This is a genomic window from Phenylobacterium sp. GW821-FHT12F10 (assembly GCF_058806695.1).
Map to the genome: position 1 here is coordinate 43,273 of NZ_JBXAPY010000002.1, position 24,123 is coordinate 67,395.

Consider the following 24,123-nt stretch of genomic DNA (forward strand, 5'->3'; position numbering starts at 1 on the left):
GTCCCCGCCGCGGCCTCCCGGAGACCCCCTTGCCGGCATTGATGATCCAGGGCTGCGGGTCCGACGTCGGCAAGTCGGTGCTGACAGCGGGCCTGTGCCGGCTGTTCGCCAACCGGGGCCTGCGGGTCGCCCCCTTCAAGCCGCAGAACATGTCCAACAACGCCGCGGTGACGGCCGACGGCGGCGAGATCGGCCGCGCCCAGGCCCTGCAGGCGCTCGCCTGCCGGGTCGCCCCCACCGTCGACATGAACCCCGTCCTGCTCAAGCCGCACAGCGACACCGGCGCGCAAGTGGTGGTGCGTGGCGAGCGTGTCGGCAACCTCGAGGCCGCCGCCTATCAGGGCCGCAAGGGGCAGTGGCTGGGGGTGGTGCTGGAGAGCTTCGCCCGGCTGCAGGCCGCCCACGACCTGGTGCTGGTGGAGGGCGCCGGCAGCCCCGCCGAGACGAATCTCAGGGCCGGCGACATCGCCAATATGGGCTTCGCCCGCGCCGCCAATGTGCCGGTCGTCCTGGTGGGGGACATCGACCGCGGCCACGTCATTGCATCCCTGGTGGGCGCCCACGCGGTGCTGGATCCCGAGGACCGGGCGATGATCAAGGGCTTCCTGATCAACAAGTTCCGCGGCGATCCGGCCCTGTTCGACGCCGGCCGCGCCGAGATCGTGGCCCGCACCGGCTGGTGCGACTGCGGCATGGCCCCCTGGCTGGCGGCGGCCCGCGTCCTGCCCGCCGAGGACGCCCTGGTCTTCGACCGGCCGGCCGGCGCGAGGACGAAGATCGCCGTCCCCCTGCTGTCGCGCATCGCCAATTTCGACGACCTCGACCCCCTGCGGGCCGAGCCCGGCGTCGACCTGGTCTTCGTTCCCCCGGGGACCGCCCTGCCGGGCGACGCCGACCTGGTGATCCTGCCCGGCACCAAGTCGACCCTGGCCGACCTCGCCTTCCTCCGCGCCCAGGGCTGGGACATCGACCTCGCCGCCCACGTCCGCCGCGGCGGCCGGGTGCTGGGGATCTGCGGCGGCTTCCAGATGCTGGGGACCCGCGTGGCCGACCCCGCCGGCCTGGAGGGGCCGCCGGGGGAGGCCAGCGGCCTCGCCCTGCTCGACGTCGAGACCGTGCTATCGGGCGACAAGGTGCTGCGGCCGGCGGCGGGGCGGCTGGCGGGCGGGGCGCGGTTCGCGGGCTACGAGATACACCTCGGCCGCACCACGGGCCCCGGCCTGGCGCGGCCCTTCCTGGTGGGGGAGGACGGCGTCCCGGGGGGCGCGATCTCCGCCGACGGCCGCGTCGCCGGCGCCTATGTCCACGGCCTGTTCGACGCCGGTGAGGCCCGCGCCGCCCTGCTGGCGCAACTGGGGGCGGCCTCCCAGGGCGGCGACCACCACACCGTGGTGGACGCCGCCCTGGACGCCTTGGCTCAGGCCCTGGAGCAGGCCTTCGACATCGAGGCCCTGGCCGCCATCGCCGGCCTTAGAACGACTGGCCGAAGCTGATGGCGATGGTCCGCGGGCGCGTCGGCCGGATATAGGGCTGGGCCCCGCAGGAGGGGCATTCGATGTAGCGGTAGACGTCGCCGCGCTTGTCGAAGGCGTTGAGGATGGAGAGCTCGGCCTTCCAGCTGTCCCGCGCCAGGCCGGCGGTGAAGTCGGCCTGGGCGAAGGCCCGCAGCCGGCCGAGTTCGTCGCGCTGCACCAGGCGCAGGTCGCCCCAGCTGCGGCCCTGATAGACGAAGGCGCCCTGGATGTGGGCGTCGTAGTCTCCCCAGGGGAATTCGTAGCGCACCGTGGCGTTGGCCTTGATCTTGGGCGTGATCGGCAGCTCGGTCCCGCTGGGCGCCTCGGGCGAGGCGCAGATCTGGATGGGCTTGCCGGTGGCCGGGTCCACCCCGCCGCAATAGTCCTTGGTCAGCTTGGCGTCGGTGTAGGTGGCCGCCGCCCCGATGGTCAGGCCCTGGATCGGCCGCCAGCTGATCTCGGTCTCCGCGCCCTTGATGCGGGCCTGGCCAGCGTTCTGGATCTCGGTGAAGGCGTTGGGGCCCAGGAACGAGAACTGGAAGTCCTTCCAGTCCTCCCAATAGACCGCGCCGTTGAAGCGGAAGGTGTTCTCAGCCCACTGGGTCTTCCAGCCCAGCTCGTAGTTGTAGAGATAGTCGGACGAATAGGGCGCCCGGGTGCCGCGCCGGTTGATCCCGCCGGGCCGGAAGCCCTGCGAGTAGGTGGCGTAGACCATCTTGTCGTCGTCGATGTGATAGGTGAGGTTGATCTTGTAGATCTGCCCCGTCTCCTTCACCCGCTTGTCCAGGTTGGTGCAGGGCGCGGTTCCGACGCTGGAGGGCGCGAAGCAGGCGGCCTCGCCGGTCTTGGAGCTGACTCCGGAACTGAAGCCGAAGAAGCCCTTCAGGCTGTTGTCGGACTTGAAGGCCCGCATGCCCGCCGTCAGCATCAGCTTGGGGGTGATGTCGAAATAGGCCTCGCCGAACGCCGCATAGTCCCGGTCCACCCGGAACTGCTCGGTCAGCCACAGCGTGCCGGGCCAGCCGGTGACCGACAGGGCCGGGTCCAGGTTGTTGATCTGGTAGTTCTGCTCGATGAAGTGGGTCTGGCGCTGGGCGAAGGCCCCCACCACGAAGCGCAGCCGCTGGTCCTGCGGCGAGGACAGCCGCAGCTCGTGGCTGTAGCGGGTGAACTTGTCGTGGCCGCTGATCCTCTGGGTCGGATCGATGATCGCCCCGGTGGAGTCGGTGATGTAGGCCCCCGACCCGTAGAGGGTGTCGTAGAAGTAGGAGTAGTCGCTGTAGTCGGTGTGGCTGTCGATCTTCCGGGCGTTGTAGGCACCGGTGTAGACGATGTCGAAATCGCTGATCTTGCCCTCGATGGCCAGGGCCGCCTGGTACCAGCGGTCGTGGTTGTCCTCGGGCAGGTAGTGCTGGACCTTCAGGTCCCCCACCTGCGGGTCATAGGAGAAGACCCCGTCGGTCTTGGTGTCCTGGCCCATGATCGAGGGCCGGAGCGTCCAGTTCTCGTTGAGCTCCAGGGCGAGCGCGATGCGCGCGCCATAGGTGTCGGTCTCGTTGTAGTCCTTCTTGGCGGTGGAGCGGATCGTCACGCCGGAGACCGGATAGGTCCGCGAGCCGGCGACATTGTCGATATAGCCGGCGTCGTGCTCCTTCCAGGCCACCAGGCGCACCGCCATCTGGTCGGTCATCGGAACATTGACCATGCCCTCGGCCACATAGCCCTGGCCGCCGTGGTCGACGGTGTTGGCCTGCAGGTCGTAGCGACCCTTGAACACCCCCAGCTCCGGCTGGTTGGTGATGATCCGCAGGGTGCCGGCCTGGGAGCTGGCGCCGTAGAGGGTGCCCTGGGGGCCCGCCAGGGCCTCGACCCGGGCGATGTCGTAGATGTGCAGGTCCAGCGCCCCGCCGATGGTGGTGATCGGCGCCTCATCCAGATAGGTGCCGACGCTGGGCAGGGAGCCGGAGTGGTTGCCGTCGCCGCCGGAGGCCACGCCGCGCATATAGACGTTGGAATAGCCCGGCGCGGCGCTCTGGAAGGCCACGCTGGGCAGGAACTTCACATAGTCGTCGAAGTTGTTGACGTTCAGCTCTTCCAGCTTCTTGGTGGTGAAAGCGGTGACCGCCACCGGCACGTCCTGGATGTTCTCCTCGCGCTTCTGGGCGGTGACCACCAGTTCCTCGACCTCGGCGCTCCCCCCCGACTGGGCGTAGGCCGCCCCGGCCAGCATGGTGCTCGACAGCAGCAGGGCGCTCAGCGCCGCCTTCCGCCGCAGGTTCCGGTTCACAGGCATCATGGTTTCAGGCCCCTCTGGTCGACACGCCGACTCTCTGGGCGCCAGTGCCACTCCTGGTCGCGTACACTGTCAAGCTACCGAAGGCAGGTCGTCGAACGGTGTTGCCCGGGCGCCACCCCGCGAGCCGCGGATTGGCGGGGTCCGGATAGTTCAGGCGTCGAAAACGGGCGCCTCGGGATAGGCCTCCAGCACCGGCCCCAGGGCGGTCTTCAGCGGCCCCAGCCAGGGTTCGAACTTGCGCCACTGGTCGACCCCCTCGGTGAAGATCGGGCGGCGGACCTGCTCGGAGCTGGCGGTGCGCACCGCCCGGTCGTTCTCGTGGAAGGCCAGGCAGCCGGGCTCGTAGTCCAGGCCGCAGGCCGCCAGCAGGGCGCGGACCTCCCCCTCCGGATCGGCCACCATCGCCTCATAGATCACCCGATGGACGCGGCCGGGCAGGACCGCGTCGAAATGGGCCATCAGGGCCACATAGTCGGCATAGTAGCGGCCGAGGTCGGTGAGGTCGTAGGTGAAGGCCTGGCCGCGGGCGAAGTGCTGCTTGAAGCCCGAGAAGCAGCAGCCCAGGGGATGGCGCCGCGCATCGATGATCCGCGCCCTGGGCAGGATCAGGTGGATCAGCCCGACGTGGCTGAAGTTATTGGGCATCTTGTCGATGAAGAAGGGCCGGTCGGTCTTCCGCTGCCGGCGGGTGCGCTCCAGATACTCCTCCCCCAGGGTCTTCAGCTCGCCGGGGTCGAGGTCGGCCAGCACCTGCGGATAGGCGCTGGGGTCGTCGCGCCGCGACCGGGCGCCCAGGCGCTTGGCCATGGCCGGCAGATCGGGCAGCTCCATGGTCCCTTCCACCAGGCTGTGGCTGGACAGGATCTGCTCCACCAGGGTGGAGCCGGACCGGGGCAGGCCCACCACGAAGATCGGGTCGGGGGCGTCATGGCCCTGGCCGGTCCGCGCGGCGAAGAAGGCCGGCGTGAACAGGGCCTTGGAGCGCGTCACGTGGGCGTGGGTCTCCTCGGGGTCGTAGTCCAGCGTCTCGCGGCGCCGGGCGTTTCCCCGGGCATAGGCCTCGAAGGCGGCCTGCGCCTCGCCGGCGTCCTCCAGGGCCTTGCCCAGGGCGAACTCCAGATGGAAGCGGTCCTCGTCGGAGATGTCCTCGCGCCCCAGGGCCGCGCGCATGGCCGCCAGGTCGGCGGGTTCGAACCGCCAGGTCTTGAGGTTGGCCAGGCTCCACCAGGCCTCCCCCAGATGCGGCGCCAGGGCCAGGCTGCGACGGTAGGCGGCGATGGCGTCGGCCTGGCGCCCCACCGTCTTCAGCGCGTGGCCCAGGCTCATCCAGGCCTTGGGCTGGGCGGGGAAGTCGGCCAGCAGGGCCTGATAGATCTCGATGGTCCGCTGGTACTCGCCGAGCTGGCCCAGGGCCGCGGCCAGCAGGTTGCGGTAGCCGGGATTGCGCGGGTCGTCCGCCAGCAGGCGTTCGGCCTGTTCCGCGGCCGCCGCGGCCTTGGTCTGGCGATAGAGCACCACGGCGTAGTTCATCCGCGCCGCGGCGAACTCCGGCGCCAGCTCCAGCGCCCGGGCCAGAAGGGTCTCGGCGTTCTCATAGCGGGCCAGGCGGGTGGCCACCTCGGCCAGCATGCGCAGGGCCGCGACCTCGTCGGGGCGCTCGCGCAGCAGGTCGCGCAGGGCGTGCTCGGCCACGGCGAGCTTGCCCTCCACCAGGGCGGCGGCCGCGGCGAGGAGCTGGGGGTCCTGGGTCGAGGCCGCCAGGTGCCGGGCCACGGCGGCCTCGGCGGACCGCGTGTCGCCCGCCAGACGGTGCTGCTCGGCCAGCAGCCGCCAGGCCTCGGCGAGGTCGGGCTTCAGGGTCACGGCGGTCTGCAGGGCGGCCAGGGCGCCTGACCCGTCCCCGGCCTCGCCGCGGGCCCGGCCCAGTTCCAGGTGCGCCATCGACCAGCGCGGCTGGGCGTCGGCCAGGGGCTCCAGCAGGGCCAAGGCCTCGCCCAGCCGCCCCCGGCCGCCCAGGGCCTGGGCCAGCAGCAGGACGGCCTCCGGATGGCCCGGCGCGACCGCCAGGATCTCCCGGGCCTGGGCCTCGGCGAGGTCCGGCCGCGCGGCCAGCATCCGGCGGGTATGGGCCAGGGCGGTGGCCAGGGTTCCGACCGGCTCGGAGGTCTCGGTCACGGGCGCGCCTGGGCTTGGGACATGGCCGATCAAGACCGGGGCGGGCCGAAGCTGTCAATTGCAGCGTCAGGCCTGTTTCCACGGGCGGCGGGTTCAACCTATGTTCGGGGCATGAGCTATGCTGATGAAGTGGCCGCCTGGATCAAGGCTCGGGTGGCGCGCGACCCGCCCCTCGCCAAGGAATCCGAACTGGGGACCATGCTGCGGGTGCTGGCCATCTGGCGCTCCCGGTCCATCGCCGCGACCCTGGCGCGGCTGCACGACGGCAAGATCCTCAACGGCCCGTTCGCCGGCATGGACTATGTCAAGGACGCCACCGAGGGGGCGCTGGCGCCGCGTCTGCTGGGCTCCTACGAATCCGAGCTGCATCCGACGATCGCGCGGTTCGCCGCCGAGGACTTCGACTGCGTCATCGATGTGGGCTGCGCCGAGGGCTACTACGCCGTCGGCCTGGCGCGCCTGATGCCCCAAGTCACGGTCTACGCCTATGACATCGTCGAGAAGGCGCGGGTCGCCTGCGCCGAGCTGGCCGCCAAGAACGGGGTTGGCGACCGGGTGATCATCGGCGAGCTCTTCACCCCCACCGGCTTCGAGGCCTTCGCGGACCGCAGGTGCCTGGTGATGATGGACGTGGAGGGGGCCGAGGACGACCTGCTGCGTCCCGACCTCTCGCCGGCCCTGGCCCAGATGAGCCTGATCGTCGAGACCCACGACGTCTACAAGCCCGGCGTGCTGGAGCGCCTGCGGGAGCGGTTCGCCGCCACCCACGACATCCAGCGCCTCGACCAGCAGGGCAAGACCACGCCCCTGCCGGACTGGCTGGCGCAGCTTGGGCATCTCGACCACCTGCTGGCGGTCTGGGAGTGGCGCATCAGGCCCACCCCCTGGCTCGTCATGACCCCGAAGGCGCGGGCCTGATGTCCCAGGGCTTCCGCCTGGATGGGGGCGGCGAGACCCTCGTCTTCCTCACCACCGAGGCCGGGGCGCCGCGGCTGGTCTACTGGGGCCCGGACCTGGGCGTCGCCGACCCCGTGCCGGCGCTGGCCAGGCTCTCCCTGCGCGCCATTCCCCACGGGATGTTGGACGGCGGCGAGCGGCTGACCTGGCTGCCGGAGGCGGGGCAGGGGTTCACCGGCCACCCCGGCCTGCTGGCCCATCGCGACGGCGCCGAGCTGGTCACCCAGATGACCCTGGCCGCCTGCGAGCTGGCGCCGGGCGCCGCCCACCTGGAGCTGGAGGACGCCGCTGCGGGGGTGCGCCTGACCCTGACCCTGGCCCTCGACGCGGCGAGCGGCGTGCTCTCCAGCCGCGCCGCCCTGAGCAACCTGGGGACCGAAACCCTGACCCTCGACTGGCTGGCGGCGGGCGCCTTCGACAGCCCGCACGCCGACCTGCTGCTGTTCGACGGCCGCTGGACGCGGGAGTTCATCCCCGTCCGCCAGACGCTGTCGACCGGCCTGATCGCCAAGGAGAACCGCACGGGCCGCACCTCCCACCACGCCCCGCCCTTCGCGGTGATCGGCGAGGCCGGGTTCGGCGAGATCCACGGCGAGGCCATCGGCCTGCACCTGGCCTGGAGCGGCGACCACCGCATCTTCGCCGAGCGGCTGCGGGACGGCCGCATCCAGGTCCAGGCCGGCGAGCTGCTGCACCCGGGCGAGGTGATCCTGGCGCCTGGCGAGACCTACGAGACCCCGGCCCTCTACCTGGCCCGCTCGGGGGGCGGCCTGAATGGCCTGTCGGACCGTTTCCACCCCTTCGTGCGCGACGTGATCCTGGGCGGCCGGCTGCGGGGCAAGACCCGGCCGGTGCACTACAACGGCTGGGAGGCCATCTATTTCGACCACGACCTGGCCACCCTGAAGACCCTGGCCGACCTGGCCGCGGCGGCGGGCGCCGAGCGCTATGTCCTGGACGACGGCTGGTTCAAGGGCCGCCCCGACGATCGCTCGGGCCTCGGCGACTGGAGCGTCGATCCCGCCAAGTACCCCGACGGCCTGACGCCGCTGATCGACCACGTGCGCGGCCTGGGGCTGGAGTTCGGCCTCTGGGTCGAGCCGGAGATGGCCAACGCCGATTCCGACCTGCTGCGGGCCCACCCCGACTGGATCCTCGGCGATCCCGGCCGCGACCAGCCCCTGGGGCGCGGCCAGTACGTCCTGGACCTGACCCGGCCCGAGGTCAGCGACAACCTCTACGGCCAGCTCGACGCCCTGCTGAGCCGCAACGCCATCGGCTATCTGAAGTGGGACATGAACCGCGACCTGACCCACGCGCTGAGCGGCGGGCGGGCGGCGGTGCATCGCCAGACGCTCGCCGTCTACGCCCTGATCGACCGCCTGCGCGCGGCCCATCCCGGGGTGGAGATCGAGAGCTGCTCCTCGGGCGGCGGCCGGGCCGACTACGAGATCCTGCGGCGGACCGACCGCATCTGGACCTCCGACTGCAACGACCCCATCGAGCGCCAGGCGATCCAGCGGGGCTTCTCCATCTTCTTCCCGCCCGAGGTGATGGGCTCCCATGTCGGGGCCGCGGCCAGCCACACCACGGCGCGCACCGCCAGCCTGGACCTGAGGGCCATGACCGCTCTGCCCGCCCACATGGGGATCGAGGCCGACCTGCGGGCCTTCTCCGACGCCGAGCGCGCCGCGCTGGCCGCCGCCATCGCCGTGCACAAGACCCTGAGGGCGGAGCTGCACGCCGGACGCACCCTGCGGCTGGAGCATCCCGATCCGGGCTGCCTGGCCTTCGTCCAGCTGGGCGAGACCCTGGGCCTGGTCTCCGCCGCCCAGGTGGCCACCCCCCCGACGGTGGGCCTGTCGCCCCTGCGTCTGGCGGGCCTGGAGCCCGGGGCGACCTACGAGATCACCATGATCAATCCGCCCGAGCGGCCCTTCGCGGTGATGAAGCGGCGCATCCCCCTGGTGAAGGGCGACGCCCTGCGCGCCACCGGCCTGATGCTGGCCCAGCTCGGCCTGCCCCTGCCGGTGATGCGGGCCGGCGAGATCGCGGTCTTCCGCCTGGAGCGGGTCGCCCCGTGAGTCTGGCCGACCTCGCCGCCGCCTTCCGCGCCCGCTTCCGCGCCGCGCCCCGCCTGTTCCAGGCGCCGGGCCGCATCAACATCATCGGCGAGCACACCGACTATTGCGGCGGATTCGTCCTGCCCGCCGCCATCGACCGCTGGTGCCGTGTGGCCGCCGCGCCGAACGATCGGGGCACCTTGCGGGTGGCCAGCGCCACGCTGGGGGAGGCGGCGGAGCTGGACCTCGCCGCCCTGGCCCGGCGCGGCGACTGGACCGACTATGTGGCGGGCGTGGCGGCGACCCTGCTGGCGGCTGGCGTGCCGGTCACCGGCGCCGACCTGCTGATCGAGTCCGATGTCCCCATGGGCGCCGGGGTCAGCTCCTCCGCCGCCCTGGAGGTGGCCGTCGTCCTGGCCTTGCTGGCCCTGGCCGGTCGGACGGCCGATGGCCGCCAGGTGGCGCTCTGGGCCCAGGCCGCGGAGAACGATTTCGTCGGCGTGCCCTGCGGGATCATGGACCAGTTCGCATCGGCCAACGGCGTGGCGGGCGGGGCGGTGATGCTGGACTGCCGCAGCCTGGAGGCCACCCCGGCCCATCTGCCGCCGGACGCGAGATTCCTGCTGGTCCACAGCATGGCCGAGCGCCGCCTGGCCTCGGGGGAATACCGGGCGCGGCGCGAGGACTGCGAGGCCGCCGCCGCCGCCCTGGGGGTCGCGAGCCTGCGCGACGTCGGCGCGGCCGACCTGCCGGCGGCCCTGGCGCGGCTGGGCGGCGGCCAAGCCCGCCGCTGCCGCCACGTGGTGAGCGAGAACGCCCGGGTGCTGGCGGCGATGAAAGCCATGGCCTTGGGGGACCTGCCGGGTCTAGGTCGGCTGATGGACCAGTCCCACCAGAGCCTGAGCGACGACATGGAGGTCAGCCTGCCGGCGCTCGACCGCCTGGCGCGGATCGCTCGGGCCACGCCGGGCGTGCACGGCGCGCGCATGATGGGCGGCGGCTTCGGCGGCTGCGTCATCGCCCTGGTGGACGAGGACCGGGCCGCCGCCGCCATGGCCGCCATCCAGGCCGCCTATGGCGAGGAGATCGGCCGGGTCCCCGACGCCTTCCTGTGCCGGACGGTGGGTGGCGCGGCGGAGGTGAGGCCATGACCGCGCCCCGGCCCGAACGGCGTCTCAACCTGCTCACCGGCGACTGGGTGCTGGTCTCGCCCCAGCGGGTCAGCCGGCCCTGGCAGGGGGCGGCCAGCGCCCCCAAGCCGGCCTCCGGCCTGATCCACGATCCCTCCTGCTATCTCTGCGCCGGGGTGACCCGGGCGGAGGGGGCGGTCAATCCGGACTATCAAGGGGTCTATGTCTTCGACAACGACTATCCCGCCCTGCTGCCGGGCCTGACGGCCCCCGCTCCGGAGACCGATCCGCTGCTGGTCTCCGAGCCCGAGGCCGGGGTCTGCCGGGTGATCTGCTACGCCCCCGACCACAGCCTCACCATGGCCGGGATGAGCCGCGCCCAGATCGAGGCGGTGATCGACACCTGGACCGAGCAGTTCGTCGAGCTGGCCGGCCGCCCCGACGTCGGCGCGGTGACCATCTTCGAGAACCGCGGCGAGATGATGGGGGCGAGCAATCCCCATCCCCACGGTCAGATCTGGGCCCAGCAGCACCTGCCCAACGAACAGGTGGCCGAGGACGCCTGCCAGCGCGCCTGGTTCGTCGCCAACGACGTCCCCCTGCTCGCGGCCTATCTGGAGCGCGAGTTCGAGGCCGGCGAGCGGATCGTGGTGCAGAACGACACCTTCGTCGCCCTGGTCCCCTACTGGGCCGCCTGGCCCTTCGAGACCCTGGTCCTGCCCCGCCGCTCGGTCACCGGCCTCGACGAGCTGAGCGTGCGCGAGCGGGCGGGCCTGGCCGATGTGCTCTCGCGGCTGACGCGGGCCTATGACCGGCTTTTCGACACACCCTTCCCCTACACCATGGGCTTCCACCAGCGTCCGGTGGACGGGCGGCCCGAGGAACACATCACCCTGCACGCCCACTTCTATCCGCCCCTGCTGCGTTCGGCCTCCGTGCGCAAGTTCATGGTGGGCTACGAGATGCTGGCCATGCCCCAACGCGACCTGACGCCCGAGGAGGCCGCCGCGCGGCTGCGGACCCTGGTATGAACGACCCCATCGCCATGAAGCCCCTCAGCCGCCTGCCCGGCGGCCCGATGGTGGACGCCTATACGCTCACCAATGTGCACGGGGTCTCGGTGCGGATCCTCACCTATGGCGGGACCGTCCAGTCGATCCGGGCGCCCGACCGGGACGGGACGCTGGACGACATCGTCCTCGGCTACGACCACCTGGAGCGCTATCTGGAGAGCCCGCGCTATTTCGGCTGCCTGGTGGGGCGCTATGCCGGCCGCATCGCGGGGGGACGCTTCTCCATCGACGGCCGCGCCTGCGAACTGGACCGCAACGACGGGGACAACTGCCTGCACGGCGGCCGCGCCGGCTTCGACAAGGCGGTCTGGACCGCCAAGGCGCAGGAGACCCGCGCCGGCGCCCAGGTGAGCCTCTCCCATGTCAGCCCCGACGGCGACATGGGCTTCCCCGGTGAGCTGACGGTCCAGGCGACCTATGAGCTCACCCGCGGAAACGAGCTGCGGCTGGAGCTGCGGGCGGCCACCACGGCGCCCACGGTGATCAACCTCACCAACCACACCTACTGGAACCTGGCCGGCCTCGACGCCCGCCACGTCCGCGACCACGAGCTGCAGGTCTTCGCCGAGGGCGTCCTGGCCACCGACGAGACCCTGTGCCCCACCGGCGAGATCCTCGACCTGGCGGGGTCCGAGCTCGACTACCGCCAGCCGCGGATCCTGGCCGAGGAACTGGATCACACCTTCGTCCTGGCCGGCAGGAAGCGCGGCGTCGTGGCGCCCGCCGCTCGGCTGAGCCACCCGGCCACGGGCCGGCGCCTCGACATCGCCACCACCGAGCCCTGCCTGACGGCCTATACCGGCTGGGGCGGGATCGCCTTGGAGACCGAGCACGCGCCGGACGCCCCCAACCAGCCCAACTTCGCCCCCACCCTGCTGCGGCCGGGCGTGGCCTGGACGTCGACCACGGTGTTCAAGCTGGGCGCGTTCTAGTCCGCCGGGGTGATCTTCGGGACCAGCAGGTGGATCCAGGCCAGCGCCAGCAGATAGGCCCCGGCCACCACCGCGAACATCGGCAGGTAGCCGCCGCCATTGTCCAGGGTCCAGCCCGTGAAGGTCTGGATGCCCAGGCCGCCGAGGGTGCCGGCGGTGGCCCCGATGCCGATCACCGCGCCGATGACCTTGGCCGGGAAGACGTCGGCGGTGAAGGCGAAGATGTTCGTGGAGAAGGCCTGGTGGCCGGCCAGCGCGATCCCCAGGACCAGGGCCGCGACCCAATAGTTCTGGGCGCCGAGCGCCAGCGGGATCGGGAGCACCAGCAGGGCTCCGCCCAGCATGACCGCCTTGCGGGCCAGGTTCACATTGACCCCGGCGGCCAGCAGCCGGCTGGCGACGAACCCGCCGCCGAAGGCGCCACAGGCCGCCAGGCCGTAGACGAGGGCCAGGGGCGGGCCGAGCCGGTCCAGGCCCAGGCCGAACTGGCGGTGGAAGAAGTCCGGCCCCCAGAACAGCAGGAACCACCAGCCCATGTCGGTGAGGAACTTGGCGCCCGCCACCGCCCAGGTGCGGCGGTCGGCCAGCAGGGAGAGCCAGGGGGTGGGGGCGCCCTCGACGGCGGCCACGTCCACGGCGCCTTCCTCCTCCACGGCCTCGCTGCGCTTGCCCATCACCAGCCAGGCGGCCAGCCAGACGAAGCCGATTCCCCCGGTGATCAGGAAGGCCGCCCGCCAGCCCAGGGCGAGCGCCAGGGCCGGCACCAGCAGGGGCACGAAGATGGCCCCCAGGTTCGGGGCGGAATTGACGATGCCCATGGCCAGGGACCGCTCCTTGGCCGGGAACCAGGCGGTGGTGGTCTTGATGGCGGCCGGGGTGTTCACGGTCTCGGCGACGGCCAGCACCACCCGGGCGCCGGTGAACTGGCCGATGGTGTAGGCCAGGCCGTGGGCCATGGCCGCCAGGCTCCAGACGCCCACACCCCAGGCATAGCCGCGGCGCACGCCCACCCGGTCGACGAACCAGCCCGCCGCCATCAGCGACAGGGCCGTGGCCAGCTGGAACTTCTCGATGATCCCGGCATAGTCGCTGTTGGTCCAACCGAGGTCGGCCTCCAGCACCGGCTTGAGCAGGGCGATGATCTGGCGGTCGGCGTAGTTGATGGCGCTGGCGGTGAAGACCAGGGCCAGGACCACCCAACGGAGACGGGATGCGGCCGCCATCTCAGGCGGCGCCGCGGGCGCGATGGGTCATGTGAAGTCCCGTTTCCTCGAGGCCTGGTCCGGCGTGAAAAATCTGCGCTCCGGGCGAAGGAGGACCTTGCGGTTCCGCGTCGCGCCCATCATTGGTTCGCTTCGCGCACAATCATCATATTTTTTCATTTTCCAACCGGCGTCCACACCCCATGACGGAAATGTCCCTCGGCCAGAGCGCCCTGAAGGTCTCGCCCCTGGCCTGGGGGATGTGGCGGTTCAAGGGCGCCGACGTGAAGGCCGCCCGCGCCCGGGTCGAGGCCGCCCTGGCCGCCGGCCTGACCTTCCTGGACACCGCCGACATCTACGGTCCCGACAATGGCGAGCCCTTCGGCGCCGCCGAGGCCCTGTTCGGCCAGGTGCTGAAGGAGGCCCCCGGGCTCCGCGACCGCATGGTGCTGGCCAGCAAGGGCGGCATCGTCATGGGCACGCCCTACGACTCCAGCGCCGCCTATCTGGAGAGCGCCGTCGAGGCCTCGCTCTCGCGCATGGGGGTGGACAAGATCGACCTCTACCAGATCCACCGCCCCGACCACCTGGCCCACCCCGCGCAGGTCGCCCAGGTCCTGACCGGCCTGCGCCAGGCCGGCAAGATCGGCGAGATCGGCCTCTCCAACCACACCGCCGCCCAGGTCGCCGCCCTACAGGCCCATCTCGACTTCCCCATCGCCTGCGTGCAGATCGAGTTCTCCCCCCTGGTGGTGGGGCCGCTCTATGACGGGACCCTGGATCAGGCCCTGGAGACCGGCATGGGGGTCATGGCCTGGTCGCCCCTGGCGCAAGGGCGCCTGGCCGACGGTCCGTCGACGGACGAACGGGTCCTGGCGGTGCGCGCCGCCCTCGACGAGATCGCCGCCGGCCATGGCGTGTCGCGCACCATCGCGGCCTATGCCTGGCTGCTGGCCCACCCCAGCAAGCCCATCCCCATCATCGGCTCGCAGCAGCCCGAGCGGATCGCCGAGGCCGCCAAGGCGCTCGATGTCCAGCTGACCCGTCCCGAATGGTACGCCGTCCTCACCGCCGCCCGTGGAGTTCCCCTGCCGTGACCCAAGCCCCCTGCGAAGTCTCCTGGTTCTCGGCCCTCTGCGACGACGACTACGAGTTCCTCGGCGTGCCCGATCCGGCCCTGGCCTCGAGCTGGGAGCACTGCCGCAACATCGCCCTGACGGCGGAAAAGGGCGGCTTCGACAACATCCTGCTGCCGTCGGGCTACGGCCTGGGGATCGACACCCTGGCCTTCGCCGCCGGGATCGCGCCCATGCTCAAGCGCATGCGCCTGCTGGCCGCCATCCGCTGCGGCGAGATGTGGCCGCCGCAACTGGCCCGCCAGCTGGCCACCATCGACCAGATGCTGAACGGCCGCCTGACCATCAACATCATCTCCAGCGACATGCCCGGCGAGACCCTGGCCAGCGCCCCGCGCTACGCCCGCACCGTCGAGACCATGCAGATCCTGCGGACCCTGCTGAACGGCGAGGCGCTCGATTTCGACGGCGAGTTCTACAAGCTGAAGGTGGAGCCGCCGCGCATCCGCACGGTGTCGGGCAAGGCCCCGCAGTTCTATTTCGGCGGCCTGTCGGAGGACGCCCGCGAGGCCGCCGCTAAGGGCTGCGACGTCTATCTGATGTGGCCCGACAAGCAGGAGGCGGTGAAGGAGATCCTCGCCGACATGACCGCGCGCGCGACGAAACACGGCCGCAAGCTGAAGTTCGGCTACCGCGTCCACGTGGTGGTCCGCGAGACCGAGGCCGAGGCCCGCGCCGCCGCCGAGCGCCTGCTCTCCCACCTCGACGCCCCGGCCGGCGACGCCATCCGCGCCAAGTCCCTGGACAGCCAGTCGGTGGGGGTCCGCCGCCAGGCCGAGCTGCGCGAGAGCGCGTCGGACGACGGCTATGCCGAGGCCAACCTCTGGACCGGCATCGGCCGGGCCCGCTCGGGCTGCGGCGCGGCCATCGTCGGCGATCCCGACCAGGTGCTGGCCAAGCTGCAGGCCTACCAGGCCATGGGCATCGACGCCTTCATCCTCTCGGGCTATCCGCACGCCGCCGAGGCCGACCTCTTCGCCCGCCACGTCCTGCCGAAGCTGAACCACGGGCCCCTGCTGCCGTGACCCCCCAGGGCGAGCCCGAGCAGCACGAGTTCGCCTTCGCCTCCTTCGACTCGCTGGAGGGGGTGCCGGTCCTCGCCCCGGCCCCGGCCGGGACGCCCGCCTATCAGCGGCTCTACCAGGCGGTCCGCCGCATCCTGCCCGGCGGGCTGATCGCCATCCTGGTGGCGCTCTCGGCCACCTGGCTGGCCGACCACTACGGCGCGCCGGTGATGCTGTTCGCCCTGCTCATCGGCATGGCGGTGAACTTCGTCGGCCAGGACCCCCGCTGCCGCCCGGGCATCGACTTCATGGCCCGCACGGTGCTGCGGCTCGGCGTCGCCCTGCTGGGCGCCCGCATCACCCTCGACCAGGTCAGCTCGCTCGGCGGCAAGGTGCTGGTGATCGCCGCCGGCGGCGTGATCCTCACCATCCTGGCCGGCTGGGCCCTGTCGCGGGCGCTGAAGCTGAAGTCCGACTTCGGCATCCTCACCGGCGGGGCCGTCGCCATCTGCGGCGCCTCGGCGGCGCTCGCCCTTTCCTCGGTCCTGCCCCAGACCCCGACGCGGGAGCGCGACACCACCCTGACGGTGGTGGGGGTCACCACCCTGTCGACCATCGCCATGGTCATCTATCCGGTGATCGCCGCGGCGCTGGGGCTCACCCACACCCAGACCGGGGTCTTCCTGGGCGCCACCATCCACGACGTGGCCCAGGTGGTGGGCGCCGGCTACGGGGTCTCCAAGGAGACCGGCGACACCGCCACCATCGTCAAGCTGTTCCGCGTGGCCCTGCTGCTGCCCACCATCCTGGTGGTGGCCCTGATGTTCCGCTCCAAGATGACCGCCGGCCCCTCCGGCAAGCGTCCGCCCCTGGTGCCGATGTTCCTGATCGGCTTCGCGATCCTGGTGGCGATCAATTCCTCCGGCGCGGTGGCCGCCGGGATCATGGAGCAGACCAGCGCCGCCTCCCGCTGGTGCCTGGTGACCGCCATCGCCGCCCTGGGCGCCAAGACCTCGCTCGGCGAGCTGGTCTATGTCGGCTGGAAGCCGGTCCTGCTGATCGTCGCCGAGACCGCCGTGGTGCTGGCCTGGGTGCTGGCGATGCTGCTCCTGGGGTAGGTGGGCGGTCCCCTACGTCCATCATGATCGTCATCCTCGGGCTTGTCCCGAGGATCCATGATCTCCGACTCTCCGCAATCGCGCGGCGCGCGCCACGGCAGCTTGCTGAACCCCGGAGATCATGGATGGTCGGGACAAGCCCGACCATGACGATCAGAGGATAGTGGCTTCCCCTAGGCGAAGTCCCGCGCCAGCTCCGCCCGCGTCGCCGGGCTCAGCAGGGCCAGGTGGCCGTAGCTCTCGTGGTCGCAGCCGATGGCCACGGTCACCGCGGGATCGCGGAACTGGGCCACGTGCTCGGGCTTCAGGGGAAAGCGCAGGAAGTGGACCGAGGAGGTCTTGCCGTCCTCCCGGGTGCGTTCCACGTCGCCCTCGGGAACCCCCATCATCCGGTCCTCGCCCACAGCCACGAAGAAGTGGTCCTCCACCCCGCCCAGCCGGGCCAGGGTCGCGGCGCGCCGCACCTCGTCCTCGATCTCGAACATCACCGTGGCCACCAGCTCCGACCCTTGCGGGATCAGGGGATTATAGGCCGCCAGCTCGTCGGCCAGCTGGGCCTCGCCCCCCTTCTCGATCAGCAGCATCTCCTGGACCTGGAACAGCATGGTGTCGAAGCACTCGAAATAGAATGAGCAGATGGGACCCAGGTCGATGCGGCGCAGGCGCTTGGTGGGCAGCAGGGCCTTGCGCCGTTCGGCGCGAACCTTGGCGAACTCGGCGTCCGGGAGCAGGTCGGCCTTGGTGATCTGGCGCAGGTTGGCGGGCATGGCGGCGGACTTTCAGAGGGCGTAGGCGCGGGCGAGGATCTCGATGGGGTGGGACTGGCGCGGCTGCGGGGAGCTCGCCTCCGTCTCGGCGACCAGCATCTGGCCGATGTGCTTGCAGGCCAGCGGGCAGTCGGAACAGAGCTCGGCGTTGGCCTTCTGCGCCACCTGCTTGGTGGTGGGCTTGCCCACCTTCAGGGCGGCGGGCCGGGTCTGCTTCATGATCCCGAAGGTGCCGCCATGGCCCGAGCAGCGCTCGATGACGTCCACCTGGGTGTCGGGGATCAGCCGCAGCATGTCGGCCGACTTCTGGCCCATGTTCTGGGCCCGGGCGTGGCAGGCGTGGTGCACGCTGACCCCGCCGGGCACGGGGGTCAGGCCGGGCGCCAGGCCCTCGGTGCGGGCGATGTCGACGACATATTCGCTGATGTCGCGGGTGGCGGCGGCCAGGCGGCCTACGGCGTGGTTCTCGGGCAGCATCAGCGGCCATTCGAACTTCATCATCAGGCCGCAGGAGGCGGTCAGCGCCACCACGTCGTAGCCGTCGGCGATCCAGGGCTCGAAGGCCTTGGCGATCCGCTCGGCCCGGCCGGCCACGTCCTTCAGGTCGCCGGACTCCAGCTGCGGCATGCCGCAGCATTCCGGATAGATCAGCTTGGTCTCCACCCCCTGCAGGGCCAGCACCTTGGCGGCGGCGACGGCGGTGTCGGGCTGGTTGTAGTCCACGAAGCAGGTGGCGTAGATCACCGCCTTGCGCAGGCCGAAGGCCGGCCCCTTCGGGTTGGCGGGGACGGGCGCCTTCAACAGGTCGGTGGCGGTCTTGGCGTGATATTTCGGTAGCTCGGCCTCGGCGTCGATCTCCGCGATGGCGTCCAGCAGCTTGCGCAGGGGGGTGTTCTTCCGCGCCGTGGCCCAGTTGGCCAGGCCGGCCACCGGCTTGGCCAGCTTGCCGTTGCGGTCGGTCTGGCCGAGCTGGTCGCGGATGAAGTCCTTTTCGCCCGCCCGCCGCTTGGCCGCCCGGTAGCGCAGGATCAGGTGGGGGATGTCGATGTCGAATTCGTGCGGCGGCACGTAGGGGCACTTGGTCAGGAAGCACATGTCGCAGAGCGTGCAGGCCTCATCGACCTTGGCGTAGTCGGCCTTGGGCACGCTATCGAGCTCGCCGGTGGGCGCCTCGTCGATCATGTCGAACAGCCGCGGGAAGCTGTCGCACAGGTTGAAGCAGCGCCGGCAGGTGTGACAGACGTCGAACTGCCGCTCCATCTCCTTCTCGACGGCGGCCAGGTCGTAATAGGCCTCGTCGCGCCAGGCGATGGGATGACGGAAGGGCGCGTCCAGGCTCCCCTCCCGCGCGGTCGTCTTCGGGCTCTCGTCCACCAGGGACCTCCGGCATTGGGGTCCTTCTTCCCTTGCGGGAGAAGGTGTCGGGCGAAGGCCCGACGGATGAGGGGGCACGCGCCGCTCTCAGCCCTTCACGTCATCCCGGCCGCAGCGAAGCGGAGAGCCGGGACCCGGGGGCGGCGCGTGTGGCCCCTGGGTCCCGGATCGGCCTGCCGGCCGTCCGGGATGACGCGAGGATGGGCGAGACCGCGCCCCAGTCCTGAGGGGTTAGCCCAGGGTTTCCAGCGCCCGCTGGAAGCGGCCGGCGTGGGACTTCTCGGCCTTGGCCAGGGTCTCGAACCAGTCGGCGATCTCGTCGAAGCCCTCGTCGCGGGCGGTCCGCGCCATGCCCGGATACATGTCGGTGTATTCGTGGGTCTCGCCGGCGATGGAGGCCTTGAGGTTCAGCTCGGTGCCGCCGATCGGCAGGCCGGTGGCGGGGTCGCCCACGCCTTCCATGAACTCGAGATGCCCGTGGGCGTGGCCGGTCTCGCCCTCGGCGGTGGAGCGGAACACCGCGGCCACGTCGTTATAGCCTTCGATGTCGGCCTTCTGGGCGAAATAGAGGTAGCGCCGGTTGGCCTGGCTTTCGCCGGCGAAGGCGTCCTTGAGGTTCTGCAGAGTCTTGCTGGTGGCGAGGGTCATCTGGTCATCTCCCGTGAGGCTAAGGATCCCCCGACGTCGAGGTCGGGTCTTGCTCAAGGTCAAGTATGGCCGCTTTTCCGCATAGAACTAATCGAATTAATCTATCCGCAGCATAGAGCGCGTCGATGGAATGCCCCTTGTCGCAGTGCGGGCTTCCATTTGTGATCAATGATAAGTTATCTTGATTCCGATCAAGGCGGCCCCCGCGCGGGGCGCGAACCTTGGCGACGAGGAAACAAACGGAACGCCCGCGGACGTCCCGATCAACAGCGACCCTTTTGCGCAACGAGAGCCGAGCCATGTCCGAAGCCGCCACCCTGACCCGCGCCACCCAGAAGACCGAGCATTTCGACGTCCTGATCGTCGGCGCCGGCATCTCCGGGGTCGGCGGCGCCTATCACCTGGCCAAGGAGCGGCCGGGGACCAGCTTCGTGGTGCTGGACAACCAGGACAAGTTCGGCGGCACCTGGACCACCCACACCTATCCCGGCATCCGCTCCGACAGCGACCTCTACACCTTCGGCTACCACTTCAAGCCCTGGGTCGGCGCCCCCATCGCCACGGCCGAGGAGATCCTCCGCTACATGGGCGAGGTGATCGACGAGAACGATCTGGCCCGCCACATCCGCTACAAGCACCGCATCCTCAGCGCCGTCTGGTCCAGCCAGGACAACCTCTGGACCCTGGAGGCCGAGCGCACCGACACCGGCGAGCGCCTGCGCTTCACCACCAACTTCCTGTGGATGTGCCAGGGCTATTTCCGCCATTCCAAGGGCTACACCCCCGAGTGGGAGGGCATGACCGACTACAAGGGCCAGATCGTCCATCCCCAGACCTGGCCGGAGACCCTCGACTACAAGGGCAAGAAGGTCCTGGTGATCGGCTCGGGCGCCACGGCGGCCACCCTGGTTCCGGCCATCGCCGGCGACTGCGAGCACGTCACCCTGCTGCAGCGCTCGCCCACCTATTTCATCCCCGGCCGCAACGCCAACGAGCTGGCCGACACCCTGCGCGAGCTGAAGATCGACGAGAAGTGGATCCACGAGATCGTCCGCCGCAAGATCGTCCATGACGGCGACGCCTTCGCCCGCCGGGCGGTGGAGGACACCGAGGCGGTCACCGCCGAGCTGCTGGGGGGCGTGCGCGCCTTCCTCGGCGAGGACTTCGACGTGGCCAAGCACTTCACCCCCCGCTACCGCCCCTGGCGCCAGCGCATCGCCTTCATCCCGGACGGCGACCTGTTCCAGGGCATCCGCTCGGGCAAGGCCTCCATCGTCACCGACGAGATCGACCGCTTCACCGAGAAGGGCATCCTGCTGAAGTCGGGCCAGGAGCTGGAGGCCGACATCATCGTCACCGCCACCGGCTTCGAGCTCTGCGTGCTCGGCGACATCGACTTCACCATCGACGGCAAGAAGCTGAACTTCGCCGACACCGTCACCTATCGCGGCATGATGTTCACCGGCGTCCCCAACATGGTCTGGGTGTTCGGCTACTTCCGCGCCTCCTGGACCCTGCGGGCCGACATGGTGGCCGAGTTCGTCCTGCGCCTGCTCAAGCACATGGACGAGAAGGGCGCCAAGAAGGTCGAGGTCGCCCTGCGTCCGGAAGACAAGGACATGCCGCTGCTGCCCTGGATCGACCCGGAGAACTTCAACCCCGGCTACCTGATGCGCGGCATGCACCTGCTGCCCAAGAGCGGCGACAAGCCCGAATGGCGCCACAGCCAGGACTACCTCACCGAAAAAGAGCAGTTCCCGGCCATCGACCTCGACGACAAGGCCTTCGTCTACAAGTAGGGCCTGAGCCAAGATCCTCCCCCAGCGCGCAGCGCGACCTGGGGGAGGTGGCGCGCGCAGATATGCGCGTGACGGAGGGGGCGGTTCGCAGGGCCCCTCCAAACAAGAGTCAAAGTCCCCCTCAGCCAGCCCTTCGGGCTGTCAGCTCCCCCAGAGGGGGAGCATCTTTTAACCCGAGTTGCGCAAGCCCGCCGCCACGCCATTGATCGTCAGGTGGATGCCCTCGCGCACCTCGGGCGTGTCCTCGCCCGACCGCCGCCGGCGGATCAGTTCGATCTGCAGGTGGTTGAGCGGGTCGATATAGGGCAGGCGCGAGCGGATGATGGCCGCCAGGTCCGGGTTGTTCTCCAGCAGGGACGACTGGCCGGTGATGGAGAGCAGGGCCGCCGTGGTGCGCTCCCACTCGGCGCCGATCTGGCCGAAGATGGCCTCGGCCAGGCCGCGGTCCTCCACCAGGCCGGAATAGCGCCGGGCGATGGCGATGTCGGCCTTGGCCAGCACCATCTCCATATTGGCCAGGGTCGTGGAGAAGAAGGGCCAGTTGCGGTGCAGCTCCTGAAGCTGCTCCGGCGGGATACCCGCGGCCGCCACCGCCGAGCCGAAACCGTACCAGCCGGGCAGCATCACCCGGGCCTGCGACCAGGAGAACACCCAGGGGATCGCCCGCAGCCCCTCGATGGTGCGGGTGGCCTGGCGCGAGGTGGGGCGGCTGCCGATGTTCAGGTCGGCGATCTCGGCGATCGGGGTGGCGGCGAAGAAGTAGTCGGCGAAGCCCGGGGTCTCGTAGACCAGGGCCCGGTAGGCATGGAAGCTCGCCTCGGATAGCCGCCCCATGATCGCGCCATAGGCCTCGCGGGTGGAGACATCGCGCTTGCGCATCGAGGCCAGCACCACCCCGGCGGTCAGGGTCTCCAGGCTTTGACGGGCCAGTTCCGGGTCGGCGTACTTGTTGGCCACCACCTCCCCCTGCTCGGTGATGCGGATGTGGCCGTTCACCGTGCCCGCCGGCTGGGCGAGGATGGCGTCGAAGCTGGAGCCGCCGCCGCGCCCCACCGTGCCGCCGCGGCCGTGGAACAGCTGCAGGGACAGGCCAGCGGCCTTGGTGGCCGCCACCAGGGCCGTCGAGGTCTGGTGCAGGGTCCAGGTGGAGGTGAGGTAGCTGCCGTCCTTGTTGCTGTCCGAATAGCCGATCATCACCTCCTGCCGGCCCTTGCCAGCCAGCAGGGCGCGCACCAGGGGCAGGGCGAGATAGCGGGTCATGGTGCCCGGCGCGTCGCGCAGGTCGGCGATGGTCTCGAACAGCGGCTCGGCGAAGATCCGCGTGCCGGCCGGATCGCTGGGCATGTAGAGCCCCACCTCCTTCAGCAGCAGATAGACCTCCAGCAGGTCGGAGACCGAGGTGGTGTTGGAGACGATATAGGCCTTGATCGCCTCGGGCCCGTAGAGCCGGACCGCCTCGGCGGCGGCCTGCAGCACGCCATACTCCTTGGCGGTCTCCTCGCTGTAGGCGGCGTAGGGCGAGTGCAGCAGCCGCCCGTGGGAAAGCTCGGCCACCAGCAGGTCGCAGCGCTCGGCCTCGGGCAGGGCCTCGTAGTCGGGGCAGACCCCGGCCACCTTCAAGAGCTCGGCGGCCACCCGGGCGTGGACCGCCGAGTTCTGGCGCATGTCGAGGGTCGCCAGGTGGAAACCGAAACAGTCCACCGCGCGGATCAGGTCGGGAAGGGCGCCCTCGGCGAACACCTCGCCGTGCTGGGCGATCAGGGCGTCCTGCAGGACCTGCAGGTCGGCCTTCAGTTCGTCGGGGCTCGTATAGGGCGGGCTGCGGAAGGGCGAGACCCGCACCGCGCCCCCGGTCAGCGCCGGATAGGCCGCCGCCAGCCGGGCGTAGACCCCGGTCAGGGCCCGCCGATACGGCTCGTCGGCCCGGTTGGGCGAGGTGTCGGGCGAGCGGTCGGCCAGGGCCTGCAGGTCCGGCGGGGTCTGGGCCAGGGTCGCGGAGATGGAGAGCTCGGCCCCAAGCGCGTTGATCCGCGTCAGGTGGGAGTCCAGCGCCGCGCGCGCCTGCCGGGCGAAGGCGTGCCGCATGATGTCGGCGGTGACGAAGGGGTTGCCGTCGCGGTCGCCCCCGACCCAGGACCCGACCCTCAGGAAGCTCGGGAGGTGGGTGTCGGGGGTCAGGTTCCGCCAGTGGGCGTAGAGCCTGGGCAGTTCGGTCAGGAAGCTGCGCTCGAAATAGGAGACCGCGTTCTCGATCTCGTCGGCCACCCCCAGCTTCACGCCGCGCAGCAGGCGGGTGCGCCAGATGATGGCGATCTGCCGGACCAGCTCCCGCTCGTGCGCCGCCCGAGCGTCGATGTCGGGCGTGTCGTGGGCCTCCAGCGCCTCCATGATGGCGCCGGCGCGGTCCAGCAGGCTCTTGCGGCGCACCTCGCTGGGGTGGGCGGTGATCACCGGGGCGATGACGGCGTCGGCCAGCAGCTCGGCCACCTGGTCCGGCCCGATCCCGGCCTCGGCCAGGCTGCGCAGGGCGCCGGCCAGGGTGTCGGGGCGGCCATCGCCCTCCCGGCCGCGACGCCGCTGGATCTGGTCCTCGGCGATATTGGTGATCTGCAGGAAGCAGGCGAAGGAGTGGGCGAAGCGCACCGCGTCGGGCAGGGACAGCTGGCTCAGCCGGGTCTCGACGCCCTGGGGGTCGGCGTCCGGGCCGTCGCGGTGCAGGGCCACCGAGGCCTGGCGGATCTGCTCGATCTCCTCGAACACCGCCAGCCCGTCCTCCGAGCGGATGACGTCCCCCAGGATGCGTCCCAGAAAACGCACCGTGGCGCGGAGCTGGACCGGCAGGGAGTGGGGCATGGGCGACCTCTCGACAAACGCTCTATGACACCGGTGTCAAATATCCGGCGTCTCCCTTGGGGTCCACTTCATCAAGCGCCCA

17 protein-coding genes and 1 pseudogene are annotated in these 24,123 nt (G+C 70.7%); 11 read left to right on the forward strand and 7 right to left on the reverse strand.

Annotation, left to right across the window (positions count from 1 at the left end; genetic code table 11):
• The first annotated feature begins 29 nt into the window (after positions 1 to 29).
• Positions 30 to 1,493, forward strand: a complete 1,464-nt coding sequence (locus AC1RN5_RS12660; RefSeq protein ID WP_493041523.1) for a cobyric acid synthase — start codon at positions 30 to 32, stop codon at positions 1,491 to 1,493.
• Here AC1RN5_RS12660 and AC1RN5_RS12665 read toward each other — a convergent pair.
• Both AC1RN5_RS12665 and AC1RN5_RS12670 read right to left on the reverse strand, forming a co-directional pair.
• Positions 1,471 to 3,810 (reverse strand): TonB-dependent receptor, encoded by a 2,340-nt coding sequence (locus tag AC1RN5_RS12665; protein ID WP_493041524.1) that lies wholly within the window; start codon positions 3,808 to 3,810, stop codon positions 1,471 to 1,473. The genes AC1RN5_RS12660 and AC1RN5_RS12665 overlap by 23 nt on opposite strands.
• 150 nt (positions 3,811 to 3,960) lie before the next feature.
• On the reverse strand, positions 3,961 to 5,925 hold the full coding sequence (locus AC1RN5_RS12670; protein ID WP_493042136.1) for a tetratricopeptide repeat-containing sulfotransferase family protein: 1,965 nt from the start codon (positions 5,923 to 5,925) through the stop codon (positions 3,961 to 3,963).
• Positions 5,926 to 6,096: 171 nt separating this feature from the next.
• Here AC1RN5_RS12670 and AC1RN5_RS12675 point away from each other — a divergent pair, with 171 nt between their 5' ends.
• From AC1RN5_RS12675 to AC1RN5_RS12695, 5 genes are read left to right on the forward strand one after another with little or no spacing between them, the layout of a single operon-like run.
• Positions 6,097 to 6,903: a class I SAM-dependent methyltransferase gene (locus tag AC1RN5_RS12675; protein ID WP_493041525.1), complete on the forward strand. Its 807-nt coding sequence runs from the start codon at positions 6,097 to 6,099 to the stop codon at positions 6,901 to 6,903.
• Positions 6,903 to 9,026, forward strand: a complete 2,124-nt coding sequence (locus AC1RN5_RS12680) for an alpha-galactosidase (protein WP_493041526.1) — start codon at positions 6,903 to 6,905, stop codon at positions 9,024 to 9,026. Before AC1RN5_RS12675 ends, AC1RN5_RS12680 begins: the two co-directional genes overlap by 1 nt.
• Positions 9,023 to 10,156 (forward strand): galactokinase, encoded by a 1,134-nt coding sequence (gene galK, locus AC1RN5_RS12685; RefSeq protein WP_493041527.1) that lies wholly within the window; start codon positions 9,023 to 9,025, stop codon positions 10,154 to 10,156. The genes AC1RN5_RS12680 and galK overlap by 4 nt, the downstream gene beginning before the upstream one ends.
• Entirely contained in the window at positions 10,153 to 11,166 is a 1,014-nt protein-coding gene (locus tag AC1RN5_RS12690; protein ID WP_493041528.1) for a UDP-glucose--hexose-1-phosphate uridylyltransferase, read from the forward strand. Before galK ends, AC1RN5_RS12690 begins: the two co-directional genes overlap by 4 nt.
• A complete protein-coding gene (locus AC1RN5_RS12695; protein WP_493041529.1) occupies positions 11,163 to 12,140 on the forward strand; it encodes an aldose epimerase family protein in 978 nt (325 codons plus the stop codon). The genes AC1RN5_RS12690 and AC1RN5_RS12695 overlap by 4 nt, the downstream gene beginning before the upstream one ends.
• On the opposite strand, the gene AC1RN5_RS12700 is transcribed toward AC1RN5_RS12695, so the two are convergent.
• Complete coding sequence (locus AC1RN5_RS12700) at positions 12,137 to 13,363, reverse strand: MFS transporter (protein WP_493041530.1); 1,227 nt, start codon at positions 13,361 to 13,363, stop codon at positions 12,137 to 12,139. The genes AC1RN5_RS12695 and AC1RN5_RS12700 overlap by 4 nt on opposite strands.
• Positions 13,364 to 13,545: 182 nt before the next feature.
• On the opposite strand from AC1RN5_RS12700, the gene AC1RN5_RS12705 reads away from it, so the two are divergent.
• From AC1RN5_RS12705 to AC1RN5_RS12715, 3 genes are read left to right on the forward strand one after another with little or no spacing between them, the layout of a single operon-like run.
• Entirely contained in the window at positions 13,546 to 14,439 is an 894-nt protein-coding gene (locus AC1RN5_RS12705; RefSeq protein WP_493041531.1) for an aldo/keto reductase, read from the forward strand.
• Positions 14,436 to 15,503 (forward strand): LLM class flavin-dependent oxidoreductase, encoded by a 1,068-nt coding sequence (locus AC1RN5_RS12710; RefSeq protein WP_493041532.1) that lies wholly within the window; start codon positions 14,436 to 14,438, stop codon positions 15,501 to 15,503. The genes AC1RN5_RS12705 and AC1RN5_RS12710 overlap by 4 nt, the downstream gene beginning before the upstream one ends.
• A complete protein-coding gene (locus AC1RN5_RS12715; RefSeq protein WP_493041533.1) occupies positions 15,500 to 16,600 on the forward strand; it encodes a YeiH family protein in 1,101 nt (366 codons plus the stop codon). Before AC1RN5_RS12710 ends, AC1RN5_RS12715 begins: the two co-directional genes overlap by 4 nt.
• Positions 16,601 to 16,773: 173 nt before the next feature.
• Here the strand turns inward: AC1RN5_RS12715 and AC1RN5_RS12720 are convergent, their stop codons facing one another.
• Together AC1RN5_RS12720 and AC1RN5_RS12725 are read right to left on the reverse strand one after the other, a co-directional pair.
• On the reverse strand, positions 16,774 to 17,367 hold the full coding sequence (locus AC1RN5_RS12720; RefSeq protein WP_493041534.1) for a DUF3501 family protein: 594 nt from the start codon (positions 17,365 to 17,367) through the stop codon (positions 16,774 to 16,776).
• Between the two features lie 12 nt (positions 17,368 to 17,379).
• Positions 17,380 to 18,741: a heterodisulfide reductase-related iron-sulfur binding cluster gene (locus AC1RN5_RS12725; protein WP_493041535.1), complete on the reverse strand. Its 1,362-nt coding sequence runs from the start codon at positions 18,739 to 18,741 to the stop codon at positions 17,380 to 17,382.
• A gap of 101 nt (positions 18,742 to 18,842) precedes the next feature.
• On the opposite strand from AC1RN5_RS12725, the pseudogene AC1RN5_RS12730 reads away from it, so the two are divergent.
• Positions 18,843 to 18,968: pseudogene (locus AC1RN5_RS12730) on the forward strand (hypothetical protein); the annotation flags it as partial.
• Between the two features lie 4 nt (positions 18,969 to 18,972).
• On the opposite strand, the gene AC1RN5_RS12735 reads toward AC1RN5_RS12730, so the two are convergent.
• Entirely contained in the window at positions 18,973 to 19,389 is a 417-nt protein-coding gene (locus AC1RN5_RS12735; protein ID WP_304698448.1) for a rubrerythrin family protein, read from the reverse strand.
• Between the two features lie 299 nt (positions 19,390 to 19,688).
• On the opposite strand from AC1RN5_RS12735, the gene AC1RN5_RS12740 reads away from it, so the two are divergent.
• Complete coding sequence (locus AC1RN5_RS12740) at positions 19,689 to 21,188, forward strand: flavin-containing monooxygenase (RefSeq protein ID WP_493041536.1); 1,500 nt, start codon at positions 19,689 to 19,691, stop codon at positions 21,186 to 21,188.
• Between the two features lie 168 nt (positions 21,189 to 21,356).
• Here AC1RN5_RS12740 and ppc read toward each other — a convergent pair whose 3' ends face one another.
• Entirely contained in the window at positions 21,357 to 24,041 is a 2,685-nt protein-coding gene (ppc, locus tag AC1RN5_RS12745; RefSeq protein ID WP_493041537.1) for a phosphoenolpyruvate carboxylase, read from the reverse strand.
• Positions 24,042 to 24,123 lie beyond the last annotated feature (82 nt).

Excerpts from the sequence above, each read along its gene's own strand:
- ppc (WP_493041537.1), bottom strand. The coding sequence starts at position 24,041 with ATGCCCCACTCCCTGCCGGTCCAGCTCCGCGCCACGGTGCGTTTTCTG.
- AC1RN5_RS12670 (WP_493042136.1), bottom strand. The coding sequence starts at position 5,925 with ATGCTGGCCGCGCGGCCGGACCTCGCCGAGGCCCAGGCCCGGGAGATC.
- AC1RN5_RS12700 (WP_493041530.1), bottom strand. The coding sequence starts at position 13,363 with ATGGCGGCCGCATCCCGTCTCCGTTGGGTGGTCCTGGCCCTGGTCTTC.
- AC1RN5_RS12695 (WP_493041529.1), top strand. The coding sequence starts at position 11,163 with ATGAACGACCCCATCGCCATGAAGCCCCTCAGCCGCCTGCCCGGCGGC.
- AC1RN5_RS12720 (WP_493041534.1), bottom strand. The coding sequence starts at position 17,367 with ATGCCCGCCAACCTGCGCCAGATCACCAAGGCCGACCTGCTCCCGGAC.
- AC1RN5_RS12680 (WP_493041526.1), top strand. The coding sequence starts at position 6,903 with ATGTCCCAGGGCTTCCGCCTGGATGGGGGCGGCGAGACCCTCGTCTTC.
- AC1RN5_RS12665 (WP_493041524.1), bottom strand. The coding sequence starts at position 3,810 with ATGATGCCTGTGAACCGGAACCTGCGGCGGAAGGCGGCGCTGAGCGCC.
- AC1RN5_RS12690 (WP_493041528.1), top strand. The coding sequence starts at position 10,153 with ATGACCGCGCCCCGGCCCGAACGGCGTCTCAACCTGCTCACCGGCGAC.
- AC1RN5_RS12705 (WP_493041531.1), top strand. The coding sequence starts at position 13,546 with ATGACGGAAATGTCCCTCGGCCAGAGCGCCCTGAAGGTCTCGCCCCTG.
- AC1RN5_RS12740 (WP_493041536.1), top strand. The coding sequence starts at position 19,689 with ATGTCCGAAGCCGCCACCCTGACCCGCGCCACCCAGAAGACCGAGCAT.
- AC1RN5_RS12675 (WP_493041525.1), top strand. The coding sequence starts at position 6,097 with ATGAGCTATGCTGATGAAGTGGCCGCCTGGATCAAGGCTCGGGTGGCG.
- AC1RN5_RS12735 (WP_304698448.1), bottom strand. The coding sequence starts at position 19,389 with ATGACCCTCGCCACCAGCAAGACTCTGCAGAACCTCAAGGACGCCTTC.